General features: G+C 41.3%; 18 protein-coding genes and 1 other RNA gene. 4 read left to right on the top strand and 15 right to left on the bottom strand.

The window, feature by feature from the left end; genetic code table 11:
- Positions 1–312: 312 nt before the first annotated feature.
- The 6 genes from OCV88_RS02160 to deoC all read right to left on the bottom strand — a co-directional run bounded on the left by OCV88_RS02160 (position 313) and on the right by deoC (position 6,370).
- On the bottom strand, positions 313–1,191 hold the full coding sequence (locus OCV88_RS02160) for a YihY/virulence factor BrkB family protein (RefSeq protein ID WP_158423983.1): 879 nt from the start codon (positions 1,189–1,191) through the stop codon (positions 313–315).
- Between the two features lie 91 nt (positions 1,192–1,282).
- Positions 1,283–3,067, bottom strand: coding sequence for a SpoIID/LytB domain-containing protein (locus OCV88_RS02155; RefSeq protein ID WP_158423982.1), 1,785 nt, complete (start codon positions 3,065–3,067; stop codon positions 1,283–1,285).
- A 278-nt stretch (positions 3,068–3,345) separates the two neighbouring features.
- Positions 3,346–3,528, bottom strand: a non-coding RNA gene (ssrS, locus tag OCV88_RS02150) — 6S RNA.
- 87 nt (positions 3,529–3,615) lie between these two features.
- Positions 3,616–5,295: a phosphoenolpyruvate carboxykinase (ATP) gene (locus tag OCV88_RS02145; protein WP_158423981.1), complete on the bottom strand. Its 1,680-nt coding sequence runs from the start codon at positions 5,293–5,295 to the stop codon at positions 3,616–3,618.
- A 35-nt stretch (positions 5,296–5,330) separates the two neighbouring features.
- Positions 5,331–5,717 carry a cytidine deaminase gene (cdd, locus tag OCV88_RS02140; RefSeq protein ID WP_262590602.1) on the bottom strand — a complete coding sequence of 129 codons (387 nt, stop codon included), beginning with the start codon at positions 5,715–5,717 and terminating at the stop codon, positions 5,331–5,333.
- Positions 5,714–6,370 (bottom strand): deoxyribose-phosphate aldolase, encoded by a 657-nt coding sequence (deoC, locus tag OCV88_RS02135; protein ID WP_158423980.1) that lies wholly within the window; start codon positions 6,368–6,370, stop codon positions 5,714–5,716. Before deoC ends, cdd begins: the two co-directional genes overlap by 4 nt.
- Before the next feature lie 268 nt (positions 6,371–6,638).
- Between deoC and OCV88_RS02130 the strand changes: the two genes are divergently transcribed.
- Positions 6,639–8,003 carry a citrate/2-methylcitrate synthase gene (locus OCV88_RS02130; protein ID WP_158423979.1) on the top strand — a complete coding sequence of 455 codons (1,365 nt, stop codon included), beginning with the start codon at positions 6,639–6,641 and terminating at the stop codon, positions 8,001–8,003.
- Between the two features lie 91 nt (positions 8,004–8,094).
- On the opposite strand, the gene thrC is transcribed toward OCV88_RS02130, so the two are convergent.
- The 8 genes from thrC to OCV88_RS02090 form a co-directional block, all read right to left on the bottom strand.
- Complete coding sequence (gene thrC, locus OCV88_RS02125; protein ID WP_158423978.1) at positions 8,095–9,585, bottom strand: threonine synthase; 1,491 nt, start codon at positions 9,583–9,585, stop codon at positions 8,095–8,097.
- A 25-nt stretch (positions 9,586–9,610) separates the two neighbouring features.
- Positions 9,611–10,099, bottom strand: a complete 489-nt coding sequence (leuD, locus tag OCV88_RS02120; protein WP_158423977.1) for a 3-isopropylmalate dehydratase small subunit — start codon at positions 10,097–10,099, stop codon at positions 9,611–9,613.
- Between the two features lie 11 nt (positions 10,100–10,110).
- On the bottom strand, positions 10,111–11,370 hold the full coding sequence (gene leuC / locus OCV88_RS02115) for a 3-isopropylmalate dehydratase large subunit (protein WP_158423976.1): 1,260 nt from the start codon (positions 11,368–11,370) through the stop codon (positions 10,111–10,113).
- A gap of 88 nt (positions 11,371–11,458) precedes the next feature.
- Positions 11,459–12,475 (bottom strand): ketol-acid reductoisomerase, encoded by a 1,017-nt coding sequence (gene ilvC / locus OCV88_RS02110; protein WP_158423975.1) that lies wholly within the window; start codon positions 12,473–12,475, stop codon positions 11,459–11,461.
- Positions 12,476–12,498: 23 nt separating this feature from the next.
- Positions 12,499–12,999 (bottom strand): acetolactate synthase small subunit, encoded by a 501-nt coding sequence (gene ilvN, locus OCV88_RS02105; protein ID WP_158423974.1) that lies wholly within the window; start codon positions 12,997–12,999, stop codon positions 12,499–12,501.
- A gap of 54 nt (positions 13,000–13,053) precedes the next feature.
- Complete coding sequence (locus OCV88_RS02100) at positions 13,054–14,403, bottom strand: homocysteine S-methyltransferase family protein (RefSeq protein WP_158423973.1); 1,350 nt, start codon at positions 14,401–14,403, stop codon at positions 13,054–13,056.
- Positions 14,404–14,510: 107 nt separating this feature from the next.
- Positions 14,511–15,023 (bottom strand): ferritin, encoded by a 513-nt coding sequence (locus OCV88_RS02095; RefSeq protein ID WP_158423972.1) that lies wholly within the window; start codon positions 15,021–15,023, stop codon positions 14,511–14,513.
- Between the two features lie 49 nt (positions 15,024–15,072).
- Complete coding sequence (locus OCV88_RS02090; RefSeq protein WP_158423971.1) at positions 15,073–15,447, bottom strand: desulfoferrodoxin family protein; 375 nt, start codon at positions 15,445–15,447, stop codon at positions 15,073–15,075.
- A 274-nt stretch (positions 15,448–15,721) separates the two neighbouring features.
- Between OCV88_RS02090 and OCV88_RS02085 the strand changes: the two genes are divergently transcribed.
- Positions 15,722–16,681: a uroporphyrinogen decarboxylase family protein gene (locus tag OCV88_RS02085; RefSeq protein WP_158423970.1), complete on the top strand. Its 960-nt coding sequence runs from the start codon at positions 15,722–15,724 to the stop codon at positions 16,679–16,681.
- Positions 16,682–16,770: 89 nt separating this feature from the next.
- Here the strand turns inward: OCV88_RS02085 and OCV88_RS02080 are convergent, their stop codons facing one another.
- Positions 16,771–18,141 carry an MATE family efflux transporter gene (locus tag OCV88_RS02080; protein WP_158423969.1) on the bottom strand — a complete coding sequence of 457 codons (1,371 nt, stop codon included), beginning with the start codon at positions 18,139–18,141 and terminating at the stop codon, positions 16,771–16,773.
- 229 nt (positions 18,142–18,370) lie between these two features.
- Here OCV88_RS02080 and OCV88_RS02075 point away from each other — a divergent pair, with 229 nt between their 5' ends.
- Positions 18,371–19,786: a putative DNA modification/repair radical SAM protein gene (locus tag OCV88_RS02075; RefSeq protein WP_158423968.1), complete on the top strand. Its 1,416-nt coding sequence runs from the start codon at positions 18,371–18,373 to the stop codon at positions 19,784–19,786.
- 50 nt (positions 19,787–19,836) lie between these two features.
- Positions 19,837–20,592 carry a TIGR03915 family putative DNA repair protein gene (locus tag OCV88_RS02070; RefSeq protein WP_158423967.1) on the top strand — a complete coding sequence of 252 codons (756 nt, stop codon included), beginning with the start codon at positions 19,837–19,839 and terminating at the stop codon, positions 20,590–20,592.
- The last annotated feature ends 38 nt before the right edge of the window (positions 20,593–20,630 follow it).

Raw genomic sequence — 20,630 nt, 5'->3', positions numbered from 1 at the left:
AGTCATATCCGCGTTACCACCCTGCTTCTTAATCTCATTAAGCGCTCATATGCGTAACATGCACGAATCGTCAGTTCCTACGTTCAAGTCTCGTTCTTGCGAGACTTGGTGCGCAATTCGGGTCAGCTTTGCTGACAACATTCTATTCAGAACTGAAGCTCCGGTGTGAAATTCAACAAATACATGGGAAACTCTCAGCTGCCATCTCCCTCTCTGGTCATTACATATCTGTCTACTGTGCACCATCCAAGCCTTTCTCTATTCATAATTCGCTGATTATTTTAGCACAGTACCCGAAAAACTGCAAGAATTTTATTTCTTCTCCAACTTCTGCTTTTCTTTTAATTTTCTCATCCGTTTCTTTTCCCTGGCCTCTTTGATTTCCAGCCAGATTACTTCAAAAACATTGTTCACTTCTCCGCAGACCATAAAGATATACATACAAATATAAAGCCAGAACATCATTAACAGCAATGTGGTAAGACTGCCGTACAGAGAAAAGCCTTTAAAATAATTCACATAGATTGACAGCCCGAAAGAAAACACATACCAGGATGCCGCACATCCTACTGCGCCAACAAGCTGGCTTCGAAGAGTTGCCCGCCTGTTTGGCAGCACCTTATAGATCGTAGCGAAAAATATAATCAAAATAAAAAACAAAAGCACAATGCGCAGTTTTAAAATCCAGTCTGTCACAATGGAAACAATGGGAGCATACTGAACAAGCATCCCCTGAATCTTTTGTCCGAATACCATTAACAGCATCAGCAGGACAATAGCTAGAATCATCATAAATGTCTCAATCATTGCCCTAAAACGCAGCACAAACCAGTTACGGGTTTCATATATATCATATACCGTATTCAAACCATACCGCAGACTCTGAACTGCTTTGGCAGACGAATAAACGGCAATGACAATAGCTGCCAGCAGAAGCCTTCCTGAATTATGGAACACTTCATCAATCACTTTAACCAGCGACGGGGACAGTGTCTCCGGCACTACTGTTTCAATGGCAGATAAAATCATTCCTTCCGTTACAGGTGTAAACCGAATCAGATAAGTCAGCACAAGCATAAACGGAATCACTGACATGATAATAAATAAAGTCGCCTGGCCTGCATACGCGCCTACATTATCTCTTTTCAATTTATCAAGAAAAAACCGAATCATCGGGGCAAATTTCTTCATTCCTCATGAAACCTCTCTCCCTAAGATTAAATACCCTAATTTAAAAGATTACCATGATTTTGTATCTTATACAAGTTTTTTCATATTACAACTACATCAGTGAAGTTCCTGGAAAATAATGCTCTAAAATTTTATCATATTTCATGCCTTTTGAAGCCATGCCGTCCGCCCCATACTGGCTCATTCCAATTCCATGTCCGTAACCGCCGCCATACAAAATGTAAGTTCCATCTTTCCCGCCTTTCTCAACAGTAAAAAAAGCGCTGGGAAGCATGTTTGCAGAAGTATCTGTTTTACCATTGGCATCGGTCAGCTTCACCAGATACTTTCCAAGATCCTGGCGTATTTTATTCTCTGTTTTTACATGGCGTTCCTTTTTATTTTTCACATAACTGATATCAGTTACAACTCCGCTCTTTTCCCTCTTTACCAGCTTTAAAGAATAATCTTTCGGCAGTGTTATTTCTGCCTTCCATCTGAAATATCTGCTGTGACTGTCATAAGCTTTTACATCCGTCTGCTTTAAAAATTTATCCCAGTCTTTGACGCTGGTCTTTTTTTCCAGTGTTGATACACTTTTTAAGTAATCTTTTCCTTCCTTTTCACCCCAGGCTTCCAGTCCGGCGGTAAAACCACAGGAAGTAGAATAATAATAGATACTTGCGTATTCTCCCTTTGCTGTTCCAAGAACTTTTCCTTTTGTATCATTGACTGCCTGAGTAGTTTTCTTATTTTCTCCATTCTTATTGTAAACCTGACTGTTTACAGAATCTTCCACATCCGCATGAAACCCTGAATATTTTTTATCATTTACCGAATTGCAGGCAAAGGTCCTGGCGCAGACAGCCTGAGCCTTTAATGCCTCTAACTGAAAACTCTGAGGCATTTCTCCCGGAACAACACCATACAGGTATTCTTCCAGAGACACCGTATTTACCAGCCAGTAACCGGATTTATTTTTATAAATTGTTATGGTGCCCCGGTAGGAATCCGACCACTTCCCGCTGTCTGCATTTTTAAGATACAGAGTTTTATTTTTCTCCGGTGTCAAAGTAACACTTGTTACTCCGTCACAAAACAAATCCTTTATATTTTTTTCTGTGTAAGTTTTATTGGACTGATATTTCTTTTTCTGATCACCTGCCTGAACAGTGCAGGCAGATTTACATACAATCTCAAATGTCTTTCGGTAAGGTTCTTTTTTATTATCATTAGTCAAAAGCACCCGCATCTTTTCAGGAAGTGAAGTTTTCTTATTCTCTGTTTTCTGGTTCTTATCTGTTTTTTCAGATTCATCTGTATCATTTTCCTGTACAGCCGCTGTCTGTTTTGTATCCTTATTAAGATCTTCCGCTTTCACTCCGTACATCTCGTTTTCACAGCAGTAAATCTCATAATAAGCGCCGTAAATCCAGAACTCTTCCGGTATATATGTATCAAAATTCCCCTGATCTGTAATGATACGGTCCTCTCCCGGGACATGCCCCAGGTACTGTATAACAGCTGTTTTAATATCTTTCTTTCCAAGAGCCTTTATGACAGCCTCATAATCCTTGCACCACTGTTCCCGTGACAATGCATTGCCGGCAGACTCCCGCTCTTCTAGTATCTGTGAAAATCCCAGCAGTTCATAAATTACCGCCTCATCCTTTTCTGTCAGTATTTTAGAGATTTTAGGCAAGATCACCTTCTCCGCCTCATCACCCTCAAGGTCCGCCACTTTCAGAAAATCTTTCATCTCATAACTGTATACGACTCCTTTATCCTTGTATTCTACTGCATCAATGCGAAACCGGTTCAGCCAAAAAAGAAATCCGCACAGAAACAGGCCCCCTGCAAGTATGAGGATTTTCAACCAGAAATATTTTTTTATCATTCTTAATCACCTTCTGTATACAAATTGGCAGTTCCAAAAAGAAAGAATCTGTCTGAGCTGGATAAACATAAACGTCACATATTATATTCCGGCCCAGTGCTTATTATTTTCGGAAAAATCCAAAGAACATTACCGAAAAAGAATAAAAGAAGCTGCCTTATCAGCAGCTCCTTTCTTTTGTGTTTTATGAATTTATCTCATGTGTGCAGATTACGCAATCATATCTTTCGTAACGTCTTCTGTATCTTAAAGTTTTATCTTAAGTAGCTCATCAAAAGAGTATACCCAAAATGCCGTTGCCTGCAATTTTGACTCCTAGCAAAGCTAGGTGGGTGTCCGCAGCTGACCTTTCTGCCTTCCGCTGCATATCGGCGGCCTGACATCCGGATCAGCAATTTAAGATTCCCATAAACGAAAATGTAGGTTCAAAATAACAGGACTGTCGTACATCCCAGGCATCTCTCATTTGCTATAACAAGTATACTCTAATATCTGCAAAATCTCAACAGATAATTCAAATTATCCGTCGGAAAAGGCTGGAAAACGTTCTACAATGTGTTTGCTTCATCTACCACTTTTTTAATTGCCAAAGCCGCATCCTTTGGAAGTTTGTTATAACCTCCTTTTAATTCGTCAAGGCTTGTAACATAATTCAAACGATCCTGCATACGCGCTTTCATCTGAATGATATAGTCTTTATCGGACAGATTCGGCACAAAACCTTCCCATTCAAAAATTTCAATATCAGAAAACGGGCCCCACTGTTTAAACTCAGCCTTTCCTTCTACAATTGCCTCAAGGATGCCGAGAGTATCTTTTGGCTGTACCTTTTTGCCCATAAATTCTCCGGTATTAATAATGTAACAATCTACATTTTTGCTCTCTACCAGCGTCTTAAATTTATCATAATCATGAGCCAGCGGATAGGTTCTGAATGGATTTGCATATGGCTCCACAACCAGTGCATTTGGATCTACCCCTTCTTTTAAACGTTCCGCTGTACTTCTCTTAGTCGCCAGTGTCGCTCCCATCACAGAGGCCAGACTTGCTCCTTTTAATTTTACTACCGGCGGAATAGTAGGATCTTTCATAATCCAGAAAATGGAATTTACAGGACTGTCAATTTTATCTACCCGGTTTGGTGACCAGAGCTTTGACTTAATGGCACGCCCGTTGCCATTTCTGATATCTTCTGTTACCAGAACCACTTTTCCGTCTTCATCCATTGTAGCAGAACAGTTCTGTGCTGTCAGAAGATATTTATTATCCTCGCAGGCCGTAGGGTAATCTGCTGTTTTATCAAAATATGTCGGCTCAAGAGCTACAGATGCGCAGGTCTCAGCATTAATAATAAACGCATCATCATGAAGCACATTGATCAGTTCATATTTATTGTCATGCTTTGCATGTGTCAGAGTTGACTTTCCGGAGCCGGAAAGGCCGAATACTGCGGCTACATATTTGCTGCCGTCAGCCAGTGTGTATTCCTTCTGGCCTCCGTGGCAGGACGCATAACCGTTACGGTTTGCAATGGCCCATGCAAGTGTCAATGTACCTTTTTTATGTTCCCCGAAATATCTCATTCCAAGAATTGCCGCACAGTTGGTGTCTGTATTGAAATAGCACAGGCAGTTTGGATCCGAAATATCTACCTGATCTGTTCCTTTCCACTGAGGATCAGAGAAAATATAAATATCGGCTTCATTTTCGTACATTTTAGATTCTTTGTACATTTTTACATAGTATTCAGACATATACTGGAAATTTAACATCCAGGAATACATCAGATTTTCTTCTCCTTCCGGAATCAGAAGATGTGCTTTTACCATAAACTCTGTATCCAGACCGATAAATACTTCTGCGTGATACATTTTTTTCCATCTTGTATCATAAATCGCATCCATCACAAGCTTATCCAGTTTATCGCACTCTACCCCAGGTTCTCCGGTAATACGTCTTGCCGGAGCATACCGTCCTGTAATAGCGCCGTCGTTGAAAAGAAGAACTTTTGCATCACAATCCAGTCCAAATTCTTCCCCTTTATAAACCGGCATATCGGTTACAATCGTACCCGGTGAATTTTTTGCCAGCTTATACGCCTCTTTTAATGTATTAACTTTTACCACATTGTTTCCATAAAAAGCCGCTTCAATAATAGATCTGGTTTTTGAAAACCCTACTTTTCCAGGTCCGATTTCGCTCCTTTTATAATTAGCCTTTGTTGCCATCTTTTAACTTCCTCCTGCTACATTTATTATTTCAATTAAAAACCAAATGACTCCGGAAGCAGTTCTCCCAATGTCATGATTTTATAATCTCCGTTACTGCGGCACATCAGAATCTGAAAGTCCGTACCGCAAAATTCTGCCAGGGCCTGTCTGCACACACCGCATGGGGAAACATAATCTGCGGAATCACTGACCACCGCCAGAGCCAAAAACTCCTGTTCTCCTTCTGACACAGCCTTAAAAAGGGCTGTTCGTTCTGCACAGTTTGTAACGGGATATGCTGCATTTTCAATATTGCATCCGGTATATATCATCCCGCTTTTTCCAAGAAGAGCCGCTCCCACACGAAAACCAGAATAGGGCGCATACGCTTTCTCTTTAACCATTTGCGCCATTTGAACCAGCTGCCCAAAATCTATCATCGCTGCTCTCCCGCTTCCAGCATCGTAATTGCACTGCTGGTGCCGATACGGTCTGCCCCTGCTGCAATCATGGCTTCCATTTCAGCCTGACTTCTGATTCCGCCTGCCGCTTTGATCTTTACATTGGGCCCGATATGCTTTTTCATAAGTTTCACATCAGAAAGCACAGCACCGCCTGTACCAAATCCTGTAGAAGTTTTAATATAATCAGCACCTGCCTCTGTTACAGCCTGACACATAGCAATTTTCTCATCCTCATTCAGATAACAGGTTTCTATAATGACTTTTAAAATATGCTCTTTGGTTATCTCTTTTAAAAGCCGGATTTCTTCTCTCACAGCCTCATAATTTCCGTTCTTTACCTCAGCAATATTAATCACCATATCAATCTCTGCGGCACCATCAGCCAAAGCCTGTCTGGTTTCTGCAGCTTTGGCGGCAGTATTGCAGTTTCCTAGCGGAAATCCCACTACCGTACAGATTGAAAGATCCGGATAAACCTCATGGACCTTTTTTATATAACAGCCAGGGATACAGACAGACGCCATATGGTATAACAGCGCTTCCTTACACAGCCGGTCTATTTCTTCCCAGGTCGTAAACGCTTTTAACGCAGTATGGTCTACATACCGGTATAACTCTTCTTTTTTCACACATGCCACCTCATTTTTGAAAATACCATCTTTTTTATTTTATACTATTTACAAAAAAAAATCTATATGAACCGCTAAAATCTGCCGTTTCGGCAATTATTTTTTTGTATTTTTATCAGAACAAAAATTTCTCCTATGTGAAATTTATTATTATAATTTTTTTTGTATTTTTATTCTTTGTGCAAATTTTTTTAGATATTTATTGTATTTTTATACAAAATTATGGTAACATAAATGGTATAAATTATTTAAAAAGGGGGTACACAGCTTGACAACACGTTTTTATGAAATCACACCAGAGCTTTTAAGCCTTTCTGACAAATGTGCAAAAGCTTCCAAAATTGATCCGGAGTTTTACACAAAATATGACGTAAAACGCGGGCTGCGCGATATCAACGGAAAAGGCGTCCTGGTAGGCTTAACAGAAATTTCTGATGTCTGCGCAACAAAAACAATAAACGGTGAGCTCGTCCCTGCCAATGGTGAACTTTATTACCGGGGATATAATATTAAAGACATTATACATGGTCTAAAAGACAGCAATCACTTTGGTTTCGAGGAAAGCACATATCTTTTATTATTCGGAAAACTGCCAGACCAGCAGGAATTAAATGAATTTACTTCACTTCTTTCCGGATACCGCACCCTTCCAACCTCTTTTGTCAGAGATATTATTATGAAAGCACCCAGTAAGGATATGATGAATACACTTGCCCGAAGCGTGCTTACATTATATTCCTATGACGAAAGGGCAAATGACACATCCTTTTCCAATGTACTGCGTCAGTGTCTTCAGCTAATCAGTCTGTTTCCGCTGTTATCTGTTTACGGGTATCAGGCATACAAACATTATCATGACGGAGCCAGTCTGTTTATCCATTCCCCTAAACCGGAATTTTCCACTGCGGAAAATATACTGCATATTTTACGCTCAGACAGCAGTTTTACTCCTTTGGAGGCCAAGCTGCTTGACATTGCATTAATCATTCATATGGAACATGGCGGCGGTAACAACTCCACCTTTACTACCCATCTGGTGTCTTCTTCCGGAACCGATACATACTCTGTCATCGCCGCATCTCTTGGCTCATTAAAAGGACCGAAACACGGCGGCGCCAACATTAAAGTTGTGCAGATGATTGAAGATATGAAGGCCAAGCTGAAAGACTGGAGCGATGAGGAAGAGGTTGGAAACTATCTGCGGGCGTTACTTCACAAAGAAGCTTTTGACCATGCCGGTCTGATCTATGGCATGGGGCACGCAGTATATTCACTTTCCGATCCCCGAGCAGAAATTTTCCGTTCTTTCGTACAGCGGCTTTCCAAAGAAAAAGGCCAGGATAAAGAGTTTGCTCTCTACAGTCTGGTGGAACAGCTTGCTCCAAAAATTATCGCTGATGAACGGAAAATGTATAAAGGTGTCTGCCCTAATGTAGATTTTTACAGCGGATTTGCATACAGTATGTTAAATCTTCCCCTGGAACTTTATACTCCGATTTTTGCAATTGCAAGAATTGCCGGCTGGAGCGCCCACCGGATGGAAGAAATCGCCGGAAACGGCAAAATTATGCGCCCTGCATATAAAAATATTCAGGAACATTTAGAATATGTTCCAATGCCCCAGCGTGACTAAAACAAATCCAGAACTTACGCTGCAGGCAATGTTTTTGACATCAAAAAAGGAGAAACTGACCGATACAGTTTCTCCTTTTTTCAAATAACAATTATTGGATTTTTAAAATCGTTTTTACTGTTTTTGGCATATCTTCTACCTCACAGACTGTATCATGAAGTACTTTAGCATTTCTGATCTCTTCAATAGCCTTAGGCACCTTTACATTTGCAATTTTAGACAGCTCATCTACCAGCTCAAAATCTGACATAGCATCATATTTTTCATCAATGGCATTCATAACGCTTCTGGTAAATTTGAAAGGACTTGCCGTGGAAGCAATTACCGTTTTTGCAGTATCCTTTGTTTCTGCTTTGTATTTTTTATATACTTCGGCGGCAACTGCTGTATGTGTATCCAGAACATAGCCTGTTTTTTCATAAATTTCTTTGATAACAGCCGCCGTTTCCGCTTCACTGGTGTAATTTCCATAGAATGAATCCAGCTGCTCTCTCATTCCCGGAGTCAGAGTGTATTTTCCCTCTTTGGCAAGCTCACCCATGAAAGATGCGTTCTTTTTGGCATCATCTCCGGCAATCCGGTAAATCAGACGCTCCAGGTTGCTTGATATCAAAATATCCATAGACGGAGACGATGTCAGCATAAACTCACGGTTTTTATCATAAGTTCCGGTCTGGAAAAAGTCATAGAGTACTTTATTCTCATTGGAAGCGCAAATGAGCTTATGAATTGGAATACCCATATTTTTAGCATAAAATGCCGCAAGAATATTACCAAAATTTCCGGTAGGAACTACTACATTGATTGCCTCATCCTTTCCGATAGCGCCATTGGCGTACATCTTTGCATAAGCATATACATAATAAACAATCTGGGGCACCAGGCGGCCGATATTGATGGAGTTTGCAGAGGAAAACTGATATCCTGCTGCTTCCATTTCTTTTGCCAGTTCAGGATCTGAAAACATCTGTTTTACACCAGTCTGAGCCTGGTCAAAGTTTCCGTTGATCCCCACAACATAAGTATTTTCTCCCTTTTGTGTTACCATCTGTTTTTCCTGAATGGGGCTGACACCGTTTTTGGGATAAAATACAATGATTTTTGTGCCCTTTACATCTGCAAATCCAGCAAGAGCTGCCTTTCCGGTATCTCCGGAAGTAGCTGTTAAAATTACAATATCATTTTTTACATGATTTTTCCGGGCTGCTGTAATCAAAAGGTGCGGCAGTATTGACAGGGCCATATCTTTAAAGGCAATGGTTGCACCATGAAACAGCTCCAGATAATAAGCCTGATCGGCTTTCTTCAGCGGAGCAATTTCTTCCGTATCAAACTTCGAATCATAAGCGCTGTTGATACAGTGCTTTAATTCCTCTTCGGTAAAATCTGTGAGAAACCTGCTCATAACTTCATATGCCGTCTCCTGATATGTCATTTCTGCAAGGGCTTCCACTGTAATGTTCAGTTTTGGAATGCTGACAGGTACATACAGACCGCCATTTTTAGCAAGTCCGTTTAAAATTGCGCGGGATGCAGTTACTTTTTCTGACGCGTCTCTCGTATTTGTATATAAAATATCCATTCTACCTTCCTTATCTTTTCTTATACTATTTCTGGTTGATATAGTTTACAAGGCCTTCACATGCAATAATTTTCTGCATAAACGGCGGGAAAGCCTGCCCCTGATAAGTAGTCCCTTTTGTTTTATCAGTAATCACACCGGTATCAAAATTCACTTCCACAACATCTCCCGCTTCAATTTCTTCTGCCGCCTTTGGACATTCAATGATAGGAAGACCAATATTTATAGAATTGCGGTAAAAAATTCTTGCGAAGGTATCTGCTATTACACAGCTGACACCTGCCGCTTTAATTGCGATGGGTGCATGTTCTCTGGATGAGCCGCACCCAAAATTCTTTGCCGCTACAATAATATCTCCTTCTTTTACCTGATTTACAAACTCTTTATCAATATCTTCCATACAATGAGCTGCAAGTTCCTTAGGATCAGAAGAATTCAGATATCTTGCCGGGATGATAACATCTGTATCTACATTGTCACCATATTTAAATACTGTTCCGCATGCTGCTTTCATACTGTTACCTCCTACATTCTGGCCGGGTCTGCGATTTTTCCGGCGATTGCGCTGGCAGCTGCAACTGCAGGACTTGCCAGATAAACTTCAGACTCTACATGTCCCATACGCCCCACAAAATTACGGTTTGTGGTAGACACGCAGCGCTCTCCAGCTGCCATAACACCCATATAACCGCCCAGACATGGTCCGCAGGTTGGTGTACTTACAACTGCACCGCATTCAATAAATGTTCTCAGAAGTCCCTCTTCCATAGCTTCAAGATAAATCTGCTGTGTAGCTGGAATCACAATACATCTTACATTTTTAGCAACTTTTCTGCCCTTCATAATATCCGCCGCCACACGAAGATCTGTAATATGTCCGTTTGTACAAGAGCCGATGACTACCTGATCAATCGACACCTCTCCCACCTGGTCAATGGTACGTGTATTCTCAGGAAGATGCGGGAAGGAAACAGTTGATTTTAAAGAGCTTAAATCAACGGTATACACTTCATCATATTCGGCATCTTCATCAGCTTCGTATACTTTATACTCACGTTTGGAATGTTCCTTTAAATATTCCTCTGTTACTGCATCCACAGGGAAAATTCCGTTCTTTCCGCCGGCTTCAATGGCCATATTCGCAATGGTAAAACGGTCATCCATATTAAGATACTGGATACCATCCCCGGTAAACTCCATAGATTTATAAAGGGCTCCATCCACACCAATCATTCCGATAATATGTAAAATAATATCTTTTCCACTGATATACGGCGCCGGTTTTCCTGTGAGAACAAATTTTAATGCAGATGGTACTTTAAACCATGCTTTCCCGGTGGCCATCCCGGCCGCCATATCTGTGCTTCCAACACCTGTAGAAAATGCTCCCAGAGCTCCATAGGTACAAGTATGGGAATCTGCCCCGATAATCACATCTCCGGCAACAGTCAATCCCTGCTCCGGAAGCAGCGCATGTTCAATTCCCATCTGTCCAACATCAAAAAAATTAGAGATCTCATGCTTGCATGCAAATTCACGTACACATTTACAGTGCTCCGCAGATTTGATGTCTTTGTTTGGCACAAAATGGTCCATAACAAGGGCTATTTTATCTTTGTGAAAAACACCGTCTACTTTCATTTTTTCAATTTCATGTATTGCCACCGGTGATGTAATATCATTTCCCAGTACGAGATCCAGATCCGCCTCAATTAACTGTCCGGCACTTACCGAATCCAAACCTGCGTGAGCGGCAAGGATTTTCTGTGTCATTGTCATTCCCATTGGACAAAACCTCCTGTTTTTTCTTAAAAAAGCAATATTGTGCCTTACACACAATATTGCTTTTGATTACTCTATGTATCAATCTGAATTAGTTGTTGATTAATTTATCACTTTCATCATTCCAGCTGTATAATTTACGGAGCTCTTCACCCACTGCTTCAGAAGGATGTTCAGAAGCAAGCTTTCTCATAGCGCTGAAATGTACCTGGCCTGCTGCCTGCATATCTAACAGGAAATCTTTTGCAAAGGTACCATCCTGGATATCGGATAACACTTTCTTCATTGCTTTCTTTGTATCTTCTGTAATGATCTTTGGTCCTGTAATATAATCACCGTATTCTGCTGTATTGGAGATGGAATATCTCATGCCTGCAAATCCTGACTGATAAATCAGATCAACAATTAATTTCATCTCATGAATACATTCAAAATATGCATTCTCCGGAGCATATCCTGCCTCTACTAATACTTCATAACCAGTCTGCATTAATGCACATACACCGCCGCAGAGAACCGCCTGCTCACCAAAAAGATCTGTTTCTGTTTCCACACGGAAAGTAGTCTCTAAGACACCTGCTCTTGCGCCGCCGATTGCCAGAGCATATGCCAGTGCCATATCTTTTGCTTTTCCTGTTGCGTCCTGCTCTACAGCAACCAGACATGGAACACCTTTTCCAGCCTGATACTCGCTTCTTACTGTATGACCCGGTCCTTTTGGAGCGATCATAGTTACATCAACATCTGCAGGAGGTACAATCTGTTTAAAGTTGATTGCAAAACCATGTGCAAACATCAGCATATTTCCTGCTTCCAGATTTGGTTCAATAGATTCTTTATACATCTGAGCCTGTTTCTCATCATTGATTAAGATCATGATAATGTCAGCTTTTTTTGCAGCTTCCGCTGCTGTATATACTTCAAATCCCTGTGCTTGTGCTTTGGCCCAGGATCTGCTTCCTTCATAAAGACCAATGATAACATTGCAGCCGGATTCTTTTGCATTAAGGGCGTGTGCATGTCCCTGACTTCCGTAACCGATTACTGCAATTGTCTTTCCTTCCAGTAATGAAAGATTGCAATCTTCCTGATAATAAATTTTTGCCATTTTTTTATCCTCCTGATTTAAAATTAATCAATAAATGTCACATTTGCAATTCCTCTAGAAAGGCCGGTGATACCGGTTCTTGCCAGTTCCAGGATCTCATATCCTGCCAGCAGATCACAAAATGCTTCCAGTTTTTCCTGGTCTCCTGTCAGCTCAATTACCATGGAATCTTTCTGTACATCCACAATTTTTGCTCTGAAAATGCTGGTAATTGAAAGAATCGCCTGTCGGTCTGTATCCTTTGCACGAACCTTTACCAAAATCAGTTCTCTGCAGACAGACTCGCCGTCCTGAAGCTTTTTGATGTCAATCACATCTTCTAATTTCGCAAGCTGCTTTTCAATCTGCTCCAAAATCAGTTCATCTCCGCTTGATACAATGGTTATTCTTGTAAAACGGGGATCTGCTGTCACCCCTGCGGAAATACTGTCAATATTGTATCCACGTCTGCTGAATAATCCTGATATATGACTCAGTACATTGGAAGTGTTCTCAACCAAAATAGATAATGCCAGTTTTCTCATAAGAAACCTTCCTTCTATCGCACTTTATCGTACTTCTTTACGATAACTGTAATTCTAGCAATATATAATTTTTTTGTCAATAGTTACTAATTTAGCACCATACCGCTTTACTGCGCTAAATATCTGTGTTTTTTCATCTTCAGATTCCGCCAGACATTCCACTGCTGCAATTCCCGAATAATTTCTCAGGACTGTCTCTACCGTCTCAGCATGGCGGGATGCAATGACAACCGGGAGCGAAACCACTGAGGTCACTTCCTGTATCAGAGAAAGCAGCGCCTCAGCCTCATCAATTCCATCCGCATCGGCAAAGAACCGGAGAGCATCGGCCTCATCATCCAGAAGATCGAAGGCCAGGTCTGTTGCAGTCTCATACTCATCCCGCCGCAACTCTTCCATCAGCTCCTCATCCTTTGTCACATCAATACCCTCTCCCAGCTTCAGCTGCTGCCCTTCTGTAAATGCAAACACTTCCCGTTCAGAAGCAAGATACAGTTTTGACTTACCTGTCTTTACCGGTCTTTCAAAGGACTTTGTCAGCGCTTTTAACTCTGCAATATATTCCGGATTAGTTCCGCAGCAGCCGCCAATCAGCTGTGCACCCTCACCGATCAGCTCCTTCATGTAAGTACAAAAATCCTCTTTATTCATATCGTAAACAGTATTTCCGTTTTCATCCAGAGAGGGAAGGCCCGCATTTGGTTTTGCAATCAGAGGAATTTTGGACACTTCCGCCATTTTTTTCAAAACCGCTTTCATTTTGTCCGGTCCCGCAGAACAGTTAAGCCCCACAGCATCTACACCAAGCTCCTGCAGCACTGCCACTGCAGACTCTGCACTGGCACCGTACAGTGTTTTTCCCGCTTCCGTAAAACTTAACGCAGCCATTACCGGAAGTTCAGGGCAGACTTCCCTGGCCGCAATAACGGCGGCTCTTGTTTCCTGCAGACTCATCATGGTTTCTATGGCAATCAGATCCACTCCCGCTGCCGCCAAAATAGAAAGCTGTTCTTTATATACTTGTATCAGTTCCTCAAATTTCAAATCCCCAAGGGGCTCAAGCTGCGCACCTGTCATGGTAATATCCGCGGCTGTCAAAACATGCCCCGCCGCGTTTTCTTTGCAGATTTGTACAAGCTTTGTATTAATTTCCTCTAATTGATCACCAAGTCCATATTCTTCCATTTTTATACGGTTTCCGGAAAAAGTAGGAGCATATAAAATGTCACTGCCTGCCTTTATGTATTCTGACTGCAGCTGCTGTAAAGTCTCCGGATGCTCTGTAATCCAAAGTTCCGGACAAATTCCCGCCGGCATCCCCCGCTTCTGAAGATTAGAACCCGTTGCCCCGTCAAGAATCAGGATTTTCTGATCTGTCAATTGTTTAAATTCTTTTTTTGTCATAGTTATCCTCTCTATACTTTTTTATACAACAGAATCGAAGGTTTCCTGGTGTATAAATTGCATAAAAAATGTGGTACCTGTTTAAGATACCACACTTTTGTGATTTTTTACAGTACAAGTGACGGCGCTGTATAGGTACGTGCAGCCAGCTCGCTGTTTAACATATATAAACTCTTAGGATCAGAACCAAACATATTCATTTTATCAATGAGATCTCTTGCATTTGTTTCCTCTTCCCCCTGCTCTTTGATAAACCAGTCCAGAAACTGCATCGTCCTGAAATCTTTTACTTCAAAAGCAGCTGCATAGATATCATTAATCAGAGATGTCACATACTGCTCATGAGCAAGCCCTTCTTTTAACGGGCTCATATTGTTTTCAAATTCCAGATCCGGTTTTGCAATGGCTTCAAGGGTTACTTTTACATCATTGTTTTGCATATACTGATAAAACAGCATTGCGTGGTCACGCTCTTCCTGCGCCTGTACTTTATACCAGTTGGCAAATCCATTCAACCCGGCTGCTTCATAATAATTGGAAAAATCCAGATAAAGATAAGCAGAATAAAATTCTTTATTTACCTGCTGGTTTAATAATTCAGAAACTCTTTCGTTTAACATTAGCCTCTCCTCTTTTTTGTTCTTTTTTTATTTTATAACAGTAATTTCTTTAAGCTTTCCAAAGTCCATGAAGATTACAGTATGCATATACATTTGTTACTTCATCCCCGTCACTGATGAGAAACTCTGCTTTCGGTGCATCCCCCGCTTTCAGCACCTTTCTCTGATTTCCCTGTTTTGTCTCAAGAGAAATCCACTCGATCAGGTGTTCTTCTAACATCGGATGCTCTAAGCTGCTGACTGTTACACAGACCTTATTTCCTTCTACAGTATATACCGGAATATGTTTTTCGGTAGCCGCTTCTGTTGTATTAGGCACCAGTTCTTTCATTTTTTCACCGCAGCACATTACCGGTACACCTTTATTTTCCACAAAAGCAATAATATTTCCACAGTGTTCACATTTAAAAAATTTCTGTTCCATAATATGTCCTCCTGATTTGATGTTTTTAAATTTAAATCGTATAAAGATACCATTAATATTCTGACACTATTAAAGAAAAATATCAATCTTTTCATTAAATTATAACATTTTTCATTTATCAGCAGTTGTATTTGCAACATTTAAACAAAATTCCAAAACGGAATGTCTCCATGCGTATTATCAATTTTCTATTTTTTGAGTCTCGTTTTATAATTTTTATAACAAATCCGGCACACCGCCCGGATCATAAGACCAACAAAAAGGATGAACTGATATGACACCACGTGAAAACTTAATAAGAACCTATGAACATAAGCTTCCGGCATACGTACCAAATGCTTTTACTGACTATGACGTCTGGTTTGCCTACGGAGAACGCTATTTTGGGGAAGGAACCGGAAAAGACTGGTTCGGAGTAGAATGGACTTACACCCCACAGCTGAATTCCCAGACTGTCACCCCCGGCCAGGAAGAGCTTGAAGATCTTGAAAACTGGAAGGAACACATTACGTTTCCGGATTTGTCCTCCTATGACTGGGAAACCATTGCCTTGGAAGGTACAAAAAACTGGGACCGCACCAACCGAATGTCTCTGTGTATGTTCCTGAATGGACCATTTGAGCGGCTTATGACTCTGATGGGATTTGAAAATGCATTATGTGCTTTTTTAGAGACCCCCGACGAAGTTCATGAATTTTTTCAGGCTCTCACAGAATATAAATGTGAATATCTGGACATTTTGAAAAAATATTTTAACTTTGACATAATTGTTTATCATGACGATTGGGGAAATAACGGCAACATGTTTTTTTCTATGGATATGTGGAAAGAATTTCTGATGCCCTACATTCAGAAAGTTATTGACCATACTCATAAGCTTGGCATGATCTTCGAAATGCATTCCTGCGGATATATAGAACCTGCCATTCCTTATCTTGCAGAAATGGGAATCGACGCACTGCAGCCGCTGCAGTTCTGCAATGATGTGGCAACTATCAAGGAGAAGTTTGGCAGTAAAATTGTTTTAAATGGAGCTTTTGATACCCAGGGAGTTCTGGAACGGCCAGGCGCTTCTGAAGAGGAAATCCGCCGGGAGGTCAGACGCACTATTGACGTTATGGCTCCCGGAGGGAATTTCAGTACGGCAGTTCCAATTATAGACCCCCGTGTCACTGCCATTGTATCTGATGAGATAGACCATTATGGAAAAGCATTTTACAGCAGCATGAAATAAACTGCCGGAAAAGGTAAAAGCCGGAGCAGGATTCAAACAAGTCCGCTCCGGTTTTTTTATTTCCTGTCAGTCAAAAACATTCTTTGCATTTACGCGTCTTTCCTGGTCAGTTTTTTAATCCACTTATAACTGCGCATTCGTATAAAGGTCGGCAGACATTTAAAAATCTGATCGGACTGGATCATAATAACAACCAGCACCACCGGCCACTGCCACCAGAAAGCACTCATAAAGGAAAGAGGAATAACAATTGCCCAGGTGCTGACCATATTCATAATCATTGTAAAACGGGCATCCCCTCCGCCTCTGATAATCCCCATACTCACAGGCATCTGATAAGACATTCCAACCATTACCACGCTCATAACAACAATCAGCTTCATGGCCAGTGAAGTTGCATTATCATTCAGATTATAAAACTGAAGCAGCGGTCCCCGCAGCGCAAACAGCGCCACACCAAGAACAATTCCAATGATAAGATCAATTACTTCTAGCGTCCTCGCGTCTGACTTGATGCGCTTCATATCACCGCGTCCCACAGAACTTCCGATCATAACTGCTGTGGCAGAACTCATAGCAACTACAATTACTTTTAAATATTGATAAAATGTAGTGGCCACCGAATTAGCAGCTATAGCATCGGAAGACAAATGGCCCAGAATCGCCGTCTGCATCGGTACAGAAATAGCCCATAAAACCTGAGACAAAATTACAGGCACACCTACTTTCCGGTAATCACTTCTTAAATCCTTATCTATTTTCAGAAAATTGTTTTTAAACAGCTGAAGCTTTTTATCCCTGAAAGCAGCATATAAAACTACAATCAGCAGCTCTAAAATTCTAGCGGCCAGTGTTCCGATAGCAGCTCCCCGGATTCCCATTTCCGGCAGACCAAATTTCCCGTAAATCAGACAGTAATTAATGGCTACATTCAGCAGCAGCGAAACTACAGAGATATAGAATGAAATATTAACCGTTTCCACACATCGAAGGGCAGCCATAATTATGTTTGTAATGATAAATAAAATAAACGTATATTTTATTATTGCAAGGTATTGTGTCCCAGCAGTAACAATGGCGGCATCATTGGAAAAAATTCCAAGAATCTGAACAGGCGCTATACTCACTGCCACAAAAATAATAACACCGCAGATCACACCAAGCTTCAGAGCAATTCCTGTCAGCCTGCAGATAGGACCTGTCCTTTTCTGTCCCCAGTACTGGGCACCAAGTACTACCATGGCCTCACCAAATGCAAGCGTCACCTGCTGTACCATAAAAAAAACCTGGTTTACCGTAGCGGCTCCGGAAAGCGCTGTCTGATCGTAGCTTCCCAGCATAATATTATCCGCCATATTTACACTGTAAGCCACCAGATTCTGAAGTGCAACAATTACCATTAGATGAAACAGTGTTTTATAAAAGGTTTTATCCCTTGTAAAAAATGTATCTCTTTCCATTCCTCCATACTCCTTTGTATAATCTTTCCCTATTATACTTCTATTTTTTCTATTCTGCAAAATCTTACTTAAAAGTAACTGGTATGCAGCTTTTTATTGCAAAGCATTCTGACTGTCCTGTTCTTTTCATACTTATATTTTTGTTCCAGAATATATGTTCGATTTTTCTTGCATGTGCAGATTTTCTGTGATATAATTTTTGCAGAACATACATTCGAGGTATTAGATTATGAATTTATCTGTAAAAACACAGACACTAAAGGAAAAATTAAATATTCTGGCAGATGCTGCAAAATATGATGTTGCCTGCACTTCCAGCGGTACAAACCGCCGGGGAAAGAAGGGGCATATCGGTAATTCTGTGACCGCAGGTATCTGTCACAGCTTTGCCTCTGACGGACGCTGTATCTCACTGCTTAAAATCCTTTTCAGCAATGACTGTATTTACGACTGCAAATATTGTCAGAGCCGTTCGTCAAATTCAGTAGTCAGAGCTACTTTTCTGCCAGAAGAAATCTGCAGCCTGGTAATAGAATTTTACAAGCGGAATTATATTGAGGGACTTTTTTTAAGTTCAGCTGTTGTGAAAAGCCCGGCGTATACAATGGAACAGATTTTTTATACAATTCATCTGCTCCGTACCAGATACTGCTTTAACGGATATATCCACATTAAAGCCATTCCAAATGCTCCCGCAGAATTAACAGAGCAGCTGGGTTATCTAGCAGACCGCATGAGTATCAATCTGGAGCTTCCCACTGCCGGTCAGCTGAAAAAACTTGCCCCCCATAAGACCCGCAGTTCTATTCTGCTGCCTATGCGTCAGATTCAAAACCGGATCTGCGGACATCGGTTAGCCGCCGGGAAGTCCCCAAAACTGGAACGCCGCGGCAGCAGCAGCTTTCTGCCTGACAATATTTTTGATTCAAAGACTTCTGGGCTGCTGGCAAATGATATTGGCGGCGCTGCACTTCCCGATATACTTCATCCGGAAAAACCTTTTGTTCCCGCAGGCCAGAGTACCCAGATGATTATCGGTGCCTCCCAAGAAACTGACTTTGAGATACTGTCTATTACCCAGGCGTTATACCAGCAGTTTGATTTAAAACGTGTTTTCTTTTCCGCATACATTCCATTGAATGAAGATGATGCCCTTCCGCCCCTTGATACACCGGTTCCTCTTCTCAGAGAACACCGTTTATATCAGGCCGACTGGCTTTTGCGATTTTACGGATTTCATGCGGAGGAACTTTTAAGTGCCAAAAATCCTCATTTTAATCCTTATCTTGACCCGAAATGCCACTGGGCTCTGCGGCATCTGGAAAAATTTCCTATTGAAATTCATACAGCATCCTACTCTGAGTTGCTGCGTGTTCCAGGTATTGGAAATAAATCTGCATACAGAATCGTAAAAGCACGCCGGGAAGGCCCTTTAACATTTGATACACTGAAAAAAACAGGCGTCGTTTTAAAGCGCGCCCAATATTTTATCACCTGTAACGGAAAGATGCTCTACCCTATCCGACTGGAAGAAAACTTTTTAACCAGACAGTTAACAGGCGCCAGCCAGCAGGAAAACTGGCAGATTACGCAGCAAAATTCCTGGCGCCAGCTCTCACTTTTTGAGGATATGAACTTAAGCTGACACTTGAAACCTTTTTCATGGGAATCTCAAATTATGAAAGGACTGACAAAATGACTATCTTTACCTGTGATGATACATTTGAAGCTATGATGAGCTGCATCTACGATGCCTGGGCTTCAGGGCACGGGCATCAAAATATCAGACTAAAAACAGAACCTATCGGTAACCTTGAGCTGTTCTGCGAATATGTGCACATTACTGCAGATACAGCCAAAAGCCAGCGTGTCATCCATGCTGTCCGGAAAAAAATCTCACATTATGCATATGAAATGGTTTACCGCTGTGCCATGTCCTGTTCAGAGGATAAGCTGGATATCATTTACCGTTTTCTTCTTCTTGGTTTTTCCCAGGGCGCAAAAGTAACGAATATGCTTCAACAGCCGGCTGTTATGAACCTTTTTAAACAAAACCGCGCCGTTATTAATGAAACTCATCTATTCCGTGAATTTGTCCGCTTCAATTCCGCCAAAAACGGAATCCTGGTATCTTTTATTGAACCAAAATCTAACCTTCTCACCCTGCTTTCACCGGCCTTTGACGACAGAATTCCTTCTGAAAACTGGATGATCATTGACAAATCTCATATGACCGCCGCAGTTCATCAGGCAGACAATGAAACTTATTTCACTCCCCTGACCCATTCAGAGCTGAAACAAATCAGTAATTCCCTGGCAAATGCAGACCAGTACATAGAACTGTGGAAAGATTTTTTTAAAACCACCGGGATCAGGGAACGTTTCAATCCTGTATGCCAGCGGCCCCATCTGCCGGTCTGGTACCGTAAAAATGTAACCGAATTTCTATAAACCGATGTTACAAAATCCCTATTGCAAACCGAATCCGA

It is taken from the genome of Brotonthovivens ammoniilytica (assembly GCF_025566885.1).
Taxonomy (GTDB): Bacteria; Bacillota; Clostridia; order Lachnospirales; family Lachnospiraceae; genus Brotonthovivens; species Brotonthovivens ammoniilytica.
The sequence above is the reverse complement of the archived record's forward strand: the minus strand, read 5'-3'. Positions and strand labels throughout refer to the sequence as shown.